The sequence below is a fragment of the Micromonospora sp. NPDC003776 genome (assembly GCF_053605645.1).
Genome location: NZ_JBSGJR010000291.1, coordinates 1 through 8,306, shown reverse-complemented (window position 1 = coordinate 8,306; position 8,306 = coordinate 1). Strand labels below are relative to the sequence as shown.

The 8,306-nt window shown below is 74.3% G+C and carries 10 protein-coding genes; 7 read left to right on the top strand and 3 right to left on the bottom strand.

Annotated elements, in window-relative coordinates; all coding sequences use genetic code 11:
• Positions 1–618 (top strand): hypothetical protein (locus ACWEVO_RS22075; protein WP_452309419.1); only part of this gene is annotated, 618 nt, incomplete at its 5' end.
• Here the strand turns inward: ACWEVO_RS22075 and ACWEVO_RS22070 are convergent.
• Entirely contained in the window at positions 588–1,577 is a 990-nt protein-coding gene (locus ACWEVO_RS22070) for a helix-turn-helix transcriptional regulator (RefSeq protein WP_452309418.1), read from the bottom strand. The genes ACWEVO_RS22075 and ACWEVO_RS22070 overlap by 31 nt on opposite strands.
• Before the next feature lie 44 nt (positions 1,578–1,621).
• Between ACWEVO_RS22070 and ACWEVO_RS22065 the strand changes: the two genes are divergently transcribed.
• The 3 genes from ACWEVO_RS22065 to ACWEVO_RS22055 all read left to right on the top strand — a co-directional run bounded on the left by ACWEVO_RS22065 (position 1,622) and on the right by ACWEVO_RS22055 (position 3,445).
• A complete protein-coding gene (locus ACWEVO_RS22065) occupies positions 1,622–2,098 on the top strand; it encodes a hypothetical protein (RefSeq protein WP_452309417.1) in 477 nt (158 codons plus the stop codon).
• Positions 2,098–2,574: a hypothetical protein gene (locus tag ACWEVO_RS22060; protein ID WP_452309416.1), complete on the top strand. Its 477-nt coding sequence runs from the start codon at positions 2,098–2,100 to the stop codon at positions 2,572–2,574. Before ACWEVO_RS22065 ends, ACWEVO_RS22060 begins: the two co-directional genes overlap by 1 nt.
• 124 nt (positions 2,575–2,698) lie before the next feature.
• Positions 2,699–3,445 carry an SDR family oxidoreductase gene (locus ACWEVO_RS22055; protein WP_452309415.1) on the top strand — a complete coding sequence of 249 codons (747 nt, stop codon included), beginning with the start codon at positions 2,699–2,701 and terminating at the stop codon, positions 3,443–3,445.
• A gap of 149 nt (positions 3,446–3,594) precedes the next feature.
• On the opposite strand, the gene ACWEVO_RS22050 is transcribed toward ACWEVO_RS22055, so the two are convergent.
• Positions 3,595–4,257 carry a TetR/AcrR family transcriptional regulator gene (locus tag ACWEVO_RS22050; protein ID WP_452309414.1) on the bottom strand — a complete coding sequence of 221 codons (663 nt, stop codon included), beginning with the start codon at positions 4,255–4,257 and terminating at the stop codon, positions 3,595–3,597.
• 116 nt (positions 4,258–4,373) lie between these two features.
• On the opposite strand from ACWEVO_RS22050, the gene ACWEVO_RS22045 reads away from it, so the two are divergent.
• The 3 genes from ACWEVO_RS22045 to ACWEVO_RS22035 are packed head-to-tail and all read left to right on the top strand — an operon-like array spanning position 4,374 to position 7,617.
• On the top strand, positions 4,374–5,855 hold the full coding sequence (locus tag ACWEVO_RS22045; protein ID WP_452309413.1) for a flavin-containing monooxygenase: 1,482 nt from the start codon (positions 4,374–4,376) through the stop codon (positions 5,853–5,855).
• A gap of 14 nt (positions 5,856–5,869) precedes the next feature.
• The gene (locus ACWEVO_RS22040; protein ID WP_452309412.1) at positions 5,870–6,766 is read left to right on the top strand and encodes an SDR family NAD(P)-dependent oxidoreductase; all 897 of its coding nucleotides are present in this window, start codon (positions 5,870–5,872) and stop codon (positions 6,764–6,766) included.
• Positions 6,763–7,617, top strand: coding sequence for an alpha/beta fold hydrolase (locus ACWEVO_RS22035; protein WP_452309411.1), 855 nt, complete (start codon positions 6,763–6,765; stop codon positions 7,615–7,617). The genes ACWEVO_RS22040 and ACWEVO_RS22035 overlap by 4 nt, the downstream gene beginning before the upstream one ends.
• On the opposite strand, the gene ACWEVO_RS22030 is transcribed toward ACWEVO_RS22035, so the two are convergent.
• On the bottom strand, positions 7,574–8,306 hold a 733-nt coding region (locus tag ACWEVO_RS22030; RefSeq protein WP_452309410.1), incomplete at its 5' end, for a low temperature requirement protein A. The two genes, ACWEVO_RS22035 and ACWEVO_RS22030, sit on opposite strands and share 44 nt — an antisense overlap.

Below are 8,306 nucleotides of genomic sequence, written 5' to 3'. Positions count from 1 at the left end.
GGCCGGCGCAACCCGCTCGGCGCCGTGCCGTTGCTGTGGCGGCGGCCCCGGCTCGGCGCGGTGACCCTGGCCAGCAGCGTCGGCTACCTCGGCGTCGGCGCGCTGCCGGTCGTCGCGGCGCTGCTCGCCGGGCGGTTCCACCACACCGCGTACACCGGACTGTTCCTGACCGCCGCGTCGCTCGGCGGGTTGGCCGGCTCCCTCTGGTACGCGCGGTTCCCGATCCGCTCGCACCCGCCCGAGCGGGTGGTGCTGGCCTGCCTGCTCGCCATGGCGGTGCCGTACGCGCTGGTGCCGGTCGCGCCGGCGCTCTGGCTCGTGCTGGTGCTGTTCCTCCTCGTCGGGATCCTGAACGGTCCGCTGTTCTGCGCCGTGCTCGCGGTGCGGGACCGGGAGGCGCCGCCGGGCGTGCACACCCAGGTGTTCACCATCGGCGCCGGTCTCAAGACGACGGCCGCCGCCGGCGGCGCGGCCATCGCCGGCGCCTTCACCGGCTTCGGTGCCGGCGTCCTGCTCCTCGGCGTCGCCGCCTGCCAGGCACTCGGCGCGGTCGCCGGGGCGGCGGTCCTGCGGCTGCCGCTCGGCGGTCAGGCCGGCGCAGCCGACGACCGGCGGTAGAGGTCGGCGAGCTGTTCGGCGGTGTCGGCGAGGCGGTCGCGCAGCGCGGCGGGGGAGAGGACCTCCACCTCGGCGCCGAGCCGGAGCAGGTCGCCGTGCGCGTGGGTGAGCGACTCGATGGGTACGACCGCCCGCACCCAACCGTCCTCGCCGGCCGGCCCGGCGCTGGCGTCGACGGCGGCGACCACGGCGTCGCTGGCGATCTCCCGCAGGCGTTCCCGCCCGCGCGGCGAGAGCCGAATGGTCGCCTCGTCCCGGTGCAGCCGGGACCGGAACTGCACCACGTGCGCCCGCCACCAGCCGGGCAGGTCGAACTCGGGCCGCTCGAACGGCTCGTCGAGCGGGGTGAGGTCGAGGATCTGGTTGACCCGATAGGTGGCCGGCTCGGGCCGGTCCGGCCGGGCGGCCACCACGTACCAGCGGCCGCCCTTGAGCACCAGGCCGTACGGTTCGAGGACCCGGGTCACCTCGCCGGTCCAGCTGCGGTAGCGCACCCGGATCCGCCGCTGCCGCCACACCGCGTCGGCCGTCGGGGCCAGGTACGGCGACGGGTCGCCGTCGGAGTACCAGCCCGGGGTGTCCAGGTGGAAGCGCTGCTGGAGCTGGGCGGCCCGGTCGGCGAGCGGCGCCGGCAGGGCGGCGCGCAGCTTGAGTTGCAGGGTGGCGACGACGGACTGGTAGCCCAGTTCGGCGGCCGGGCCGGGCAGCCCGGCGAACAGCAGCCGGTCGGCCTCCTCGGCGGTGAGCCCGGTCAGCCGGGTCCGCCAGCCGTCCACGAGCCGGTACCCGCCGGCGTGGCCGGCCTCCCCGTACAGCGGGATGCCGGCGGCGTGCAGCGACTCGACGTCCCGGTAGACGGTGCGCACCGACACCTCGAGGCGCTCGGCCAGCTCGGCGGCGGTGAGCCGGCCGTGCGTCTGCAGCAGCAGCAGGATGGACAGGAGACGACTGGCCCGCATTCTGCTGACAGTAGCTGTCAGGGGAGACGTTCTAGCGTCCCGGCATGGCTTTCCACGACAAGGAACTGACCGTGCCGGGGACCCTCGAGGTCGCCGGCCGGCACGTCAAGCGCTACCACATCGACCAGCCGGAACGCCGGCTCGAACCCGCGGTGGTCGACGCCGCGTACGCGTACCTGCCGAAGCTGCTGCCCGAGTCGGACGGCGGCACCCCGCCGGCGAGCTGGGTGGTGCTGCACCGGGGCGCGGACACCGGCGCGTACCTGCTGGCGTACAGCTGGTTCTTCGACAACGTGGTGGAGTGCCGCATCGCGATCGCCGGTCAGCCCGCCCTGGACTGTCCGGACGACGACCCGGCGCACTTCGTCCCGCTGGACCGTCCCGGCGTGGGCTGCGTCTGGGAGCTGGGCGTGCTGGAGCACGAGCGGACCGCCTGGGTCCGGCACGTGCTCGCGCTCGACGAGCCCGATCTGCCCGGCTACCTCGCGGACACCCGCGCCGAGGGGCCGGTGGGGTTCTGATGGGCGACTTCGACTTCTTCGTCGGCAGCTGGGACGTGACCAACCGGCGGCTGACCAAGCGGCACGTCGGCAGCGACGACTGGGACGAGTTCCCCGGCACCAGCGTCGCCCACTCGTTCTTCGACGGCGCCGGCAGCTTCGACGAGATCCGCTTCCCGACCCGGGGCTTCTCCGGATCGACGGTCCGCATCCGGGACGCGGCGACCGGGCTCTGGTCGATCTACTGGATGAACAGCCGGCGGGGCGTCCTGGAGCTGCCGCCGGTGGTGGGCCGGTTCGTCGACGGCGTCGGCACCTTTTACGGCGACGACACCGACGAGGGGCGGCCGATCCGCTGTCGGTTCATCTGGTCGGGGATCACGTCCACCTCCTGCCGGTGGGAGCAGGCATTCTCCACCGACGGCGAACGCACCTGGGAGACGAACTGGATCATGGACTTCACCCGGTCCTCCGCTCGCCCGCAGATGGCGGGATAGCGGCCGGTAGTGACCGCCATTTCCGGGAACCCGGCGGGTCAGGTCACGGAGCCGCGAGTCCGCCGGTTGAGGGGGCGGACGGAGCGGCGCGCGGCGGCGCGGGGCAGACAGGGAGTGGTCCGACATGAAGATCGTCGTCATCGGCGGCACGGGACTCATCGGCAGCAAGCTGGTGGCCATCCTCAGCGGGCAGGGGCACGAGGCGGTGGCGGCCTCGCCGAAGTCCGGGGTGAACACGCTGACCGGGGAAGGGCTGGCCGAGGCGCTCGCCGGCGCGGACGTCGTGGTCGACGTGTCGAACTCGCCGTCGTTCGAGGACGCGGCGGTGCTGGAGTTCTTCCAGACCTCCACCCGCAACCTGCTCGCCGCCGAGCCGGCCGCCGGAGTGCGTCACCACGTCGCGCTGTCGATCGTCGGAGCCGACCGGATGCCGGACAGCGGCTACCTGCGGGCGAAGGCCGCCCAGGAGAAGCTGATCAGGGAGTCCGGGCTGCCCTGGTCCATCGTGCGGGCGACCCAGTTCTTCGAGTTCGTGCCCGGGATCGTCGACGCCGCGACGCAGGGCGACACGGTGCACCTCGCGCCCGTGCTGATCCGGCCGATGGCCGCCGACGACGTGGCGGCGGCGGTCGCCGACGTCGCGATCGGTGCCCCGACCGAGGCGGTGGTCGACGTCGCCGGGCCGGAAGAGTTCCGCCTCGACGAGCTGGGCCGTACCACGTTGGCGGAGCGTGCCGACCCGCGTCAGGTGGTGACCGATCCCGGTGCGGCGTACTTCGGGGCCGTGCCGACCGAACGGTCGCTGGTTCCCAGCGACGGCGCCCGGATCGCCGCCACCCGCCTCGCCGACTGGCGTGCGCGAGCGCGGTAGCCGCCCGGCGGCCGGTCGCCTCGGCGGCCGGCCGCCACCGGGACGCGCGGGATCGAACCTGGTGATGGTGGTCGACCGGGCAAACTGCGCCGGGACGCCGGCGGCGCCGCGCACCGGTGGCAGGGCCGTGCCCGGGCACGGGGCACCGGTCAGGGCGGGGGTGGTGCGGTGGTCCGGTAGATCGCGGTCAGCCAGACGTCGAGCAGCACGTCGACCACGTCCGGTTCGGCCACCGCCGGCCCGTCCCCGGCGAAGGTCGCGTACCAGACCCGTTCGTTCATGGAGTTCAGCGCGATGGCGAGGTCCCGGGCGGGCAGCCCGTCCGGGGCCGCGCCGCGGCGGCGCTCGCCCTCGACCGCCGCCTGGACCGCGCGGACCCAGCGTTCCAGGACCTCGGCCCAGAGCCGGCGCACCTCGGCGTTGGTGCCGCGTACCTGGGCGCAGGCCAGCACCAGCGCCCGGTGCGCGCCGAAGGTCGCGTGGAACCGGGCGATCAGCTCCCGCCAGCGGGCGCGCGGGTCCTCGGCGAGCCGGTCCAGCACGTCACCCGCGGCGGCGTCGGCCTCCTCGGTGACCCGGTCGAGCAGGGTGAGCAGCACCGCGTCCTTGGACGGGAAGTAGAAGTAGAACGTGGGCCGGGAGATGCCGGCGCCCTTCGCCAGGTCGTCGATGGAGATGTCGCCGAAGGCGCGCTGCTCCAGCAGCCGCTCGGCGGTGGCGAGGATGGCCAGCTCCCGGTCGTCACCGGCGGAGCGGCCCGGGCGCCGCCCGCGGGTCCGCGCGGTCCCGGTCGGCGTGCGGGCGGTGGTCATGTCGGCTGATGCTACACCCGCTCAACACCCTGTCGATGCCACTCGACAGGGTGTTGACTGCCGTCGACACAGGTGGATAGGGTCCGGTCGACCGCCGCCCGAAACGGAGAGATGCCATGGCCTCCGACCACGTCGACGTCCTCATCGTCGGTGCCGGGCTGTCCGGCATCGGCGCCGCCGTCCACCTGCAACGCCAGTGCCCGGGCAAGACGTACGCGGTGCTGGAGGCGCGCGGCGCCATCGGCGGCACCTGGGATCTGTTCCGCTATCCGGGCATCCGCTCGGACTCCGACATGTACACCCTCGGCTACTCGTTCAAGCCGTGGACCAACCCCAAGGCGATCGCCGACGGCGACTCCATCCGCGAGTACGTGCGCCAGACCGCCCGCGAGTACGCCGTCGAGGAGCACATCCGCTTCCACCACCGGGTGGTCCGCGCCGAGTTCGACAGCGCCACCGCCAGGTGGACGGTCCACGCCCGCCGCGACGACACCGGCGAGGAGGTGGTCCTCACCTGCGGGTTCCTCTTCACCAACTCCGGCTACTACCGCTACGACGAGGGCTACACCCCGCAGTTGCCCGGCGTCGAGCGCTACGCCGGTCGGCTCGTGCACCCGCAGCACTGGCCGACCGACCTCGACTACACCGGCAAGCGGGTGGTGGTGATCGGCAGCGGCGCCACCGCGGTCACCCTGGTCCCGGCGATGGCCGAACGGGCCGCGCACGTCACCATGCTCCAGCGCTCACCCACGTACGTCATCTCGCTGCCCTCGCGCGACGCGCTGGCCGACGCGCTGCGCCGCCGGCTGCCGGCGAAGGCCGCGTACACCGTGGTGCGCTGGAAGAACGTCGCGCTCGGGGTGGCCAACTTCCAGCTCAGCCGCCGCGCTCCCCGCCTGGTGAAGAGGTTCCTGCGCCGGGCCGCCAAGGGCCAGCTGCCGGTCGGGTACGACATCGACCGGCACTTCTCGCCCCGCTACAACCCCTGGGACCAGCGGCTCTGCGTGGTGCCCGACGGCGACCTGTTCCGGGCGGTCAGCCAGGGGCGTGCCGCGGTGGTCACCGACACCATCGACACCTTCACCGAGCGGGGCATCCGGCTCGCCTCCGGCACCGAGTTGCCCGCCGACATCGTGGTCACCGCCACCGGGCTCAACCTGCTCGCCCTCGGCGGCATGACGATCGCGGTGGACGGCGCCGAGGTGGACCTCGCCCGCACCGTCGCCTACAAGGGCATGATGCTCTCCGGCGTGCCGAACTTCGCCATGACCATCGGCTACACCAACGCCTCCTGGACCCTCAAGGCCGACCTGGTCGCCACCTACGTCTGCCGGCTGCTGCGTCACCTGGACGCCACCGGCCAGCAGATCGTCACCCCGCTCGCCCCGGACACGGACGACCTCGTACCGATCATCGACCTGAAGTCCGGGTACGTGCTGCGCGCCGTCGACCAGCTGCCCAAGCAGGGGCCCCGGGCGCCGTGGCGGCTGCACCAGAACTATCCCCGGGACGTACGGCTGATGCGGCGCGGCCCGCTCACCGACGGCGTGCGCTTCTCCCGGGCCACCGCCACCGAGCCCGCCGCCCGCGTCGGCTGACCAGGAGGACCGGCATGAAGGACTTCGTCTTCTCCGGCGGCACGGCGGTGCTGACCGGCGCGGCCAGCGGCATCGGCGAGGCGCTGGCGCACGGCCTGGCCCGGCGCGGCACCGACCTGGTGCTGCTGGACCGGGACGCCGAGCGGCTCGACGCCGTGGTGGCGGCGATCCGCGCCGCCCACCCCGACCGGCGGATCGAGACCCACCTGGTCGACCTCGCCGACGCCGCGGCCACCGACCGGGTGGCCGCCGAGATCCGGGCCGCGCACCCCCGCGTCCGGCTGCTGATCAACAACGCCGGGGTGGCGCTCGGCGGCCGGTTCGACCAGGTCACCCTGGAGGAGTTCCTCTGGGTCATCGAGATCAACTTCCGGGCGCTGGTCCGACTGACCCACGCGCTGCTGCCCTCGCTCAAGGCGGAGCCCGGCGCCCACCTGGTCAACCTCTCCAGCCTCTTCGGGATCATCGCCCCCGCCGGCCAGGCCGCCTACTCGGCCAGCAAGTTCGCCGTCCGCGGTTTCACCGAGGCGCTGCGGCACGAGCTGGTCGACGACGGTGTCGGCGTCACCTCGGTGCACCCGGGCGGCATCCGCACCCGGATCGCGGCCAGCGCGCGGGTCGGCAGCGGCGTCTCCCGTGAGGAGTACGAGGCCGGCCGCAAGCAGTTCGAGAAGCTGCTCTCCATCGACCCGGCCAGGGCCGCCGAGGTGATCCTGCGGGGCGTCGAGCGCCGCCGCGGCCGGGTGCTGATCGGCTGGTCGGCCAAGCTGCCCGACCTGCTGGCCCGGGTCGCACCCGCCTCGTACGGCAGGCTCCTGGCGCTCGGGATGCGGCCGAAACCGGCGGCGGTGCCGGCCCCGCGCCCCGCCCCCGAGGCCGCCACGCCCGCCGAGCCGGGCCGGCCGGCGTGAGCCTCGTGCGCGCCGACGAACTGACCGTGGCCGGGCGGCGGGTCCGCTGCCGCGTCGCCGGCGACGGCCCGCCCGTGGTCCTGCTGCACGGCATCGGCCGCACCCTCGACGACTTCGCCGACCAGCACCAGGGCCTGGCCCGGGACCACCGGGTGGTCAGCGTGGACCTGCCCGGCCACGGCGGCTCCGCGCCGCTGGACGGGCCGCACAGCCTGCCCGCGCTCGCGTCCTCGGTGGCCGAGGTGCTGGACGCGGTCGGGGTCACCGGGCCCGCGCACCTGGTCGGCAACTCCCTCGGCGGGGCGCTGGCGATGCGGCTGGCCGTCGACGACCCGGCCCGGGCGGCGAGCCTCGTGCTGGTCAACAGCGCCGGCTTCGGCAAGGAGGTCACCTTCGCGCTGCGGCTGCTGGCGCTGCCCTTCGCCCGGCTGCTGCTGCGGCCGCACCCGGCGATCGCCCGGCGCACCGAGCGGGCCATCTTCCACGACCCGGCGTACGTCACCGAGGCGCGGGTCGCCACCGCGCTGGCCGCGGCCGGGCAGCCGCACGCCGCCCGGGTGATGCTGGAGCTGGTCCGCAGCCTGGGCACCTGGCGGGGCGTACGCCCGCAGTGGCGGGCCGAGCTGCTCGACGCGGTGGCCGCGCTCGGCCTGCCCACCCTGGTGGTCTGGGGCGAGCGCGACCTGGTCCTGCCCGCGCGCCACCTGGCGAACGCGCGCGCCCGGTTCCCGCAGGCGCGCACCCACCTCTTCGCCGACTGCGGGCACATGCCGCAGATCGAACGGGCCGCCGAGTTCGAGGCCCTGGTCAGGCGGTTCTGGTCCGAGGCCGGTGCCGCTGGACCAGCGTGACGGCCACCAGCACGAGCAGCACGCCGGCGATCACGTCGACCGGCGCCGCCAGCCACGGTGCCGCCAGCACCAGCAGCGCCGCGGCGGGGAAGAGCGCCCGGCCGAGGCCGCGCTTGGCCCGCAGGTGCAGCGCCCAGAGGGTGAGCAGGTAGCCGGCGACCGGGACGGCGACGGCGTAGCCGACGACCCGGCCGGAGACGTGCGCGGCGTGCAGGTCGTGGTCGACCGCCACGGCCAGCCCGGCACCCAGCGCGGCGATCGCCGCGAAGATCAGGTAGTGGCCGTAGCCCCAGAACAGCGCGCTCCCCAGGGACAGCGGCGGCACCGGGCCGGGCCGGTCGAAGTAGAGCCACCAGACGGCGAAGACGATCACCAGACCCGCCGCGGCCAGCGACCACAGGCCGGCGTTGCCAGCGTCGATCCCGCCCTGGATCGCCAGCGAGGTGGACAGCACCACCTCACCGAGCACGATCAGGGTGAACAGCTGGTACCGCTCGGCGATGTGGTGCGGGTGCCAGGTGGTCATCCCGTGCCGCTCGGCCAGCGCCGGCACCAGCAGGTCGGCCAGGGCCAGCACCAGGAACACCGGCAGGCCGCCCTCGTGCGGCAGGAGCAGTCGCAGCAGCCAGCCGGCCTGCACCACGGCCACCCCGACCGCGTACGTGACAGCGGTCCGGCGGTGCGCCGCG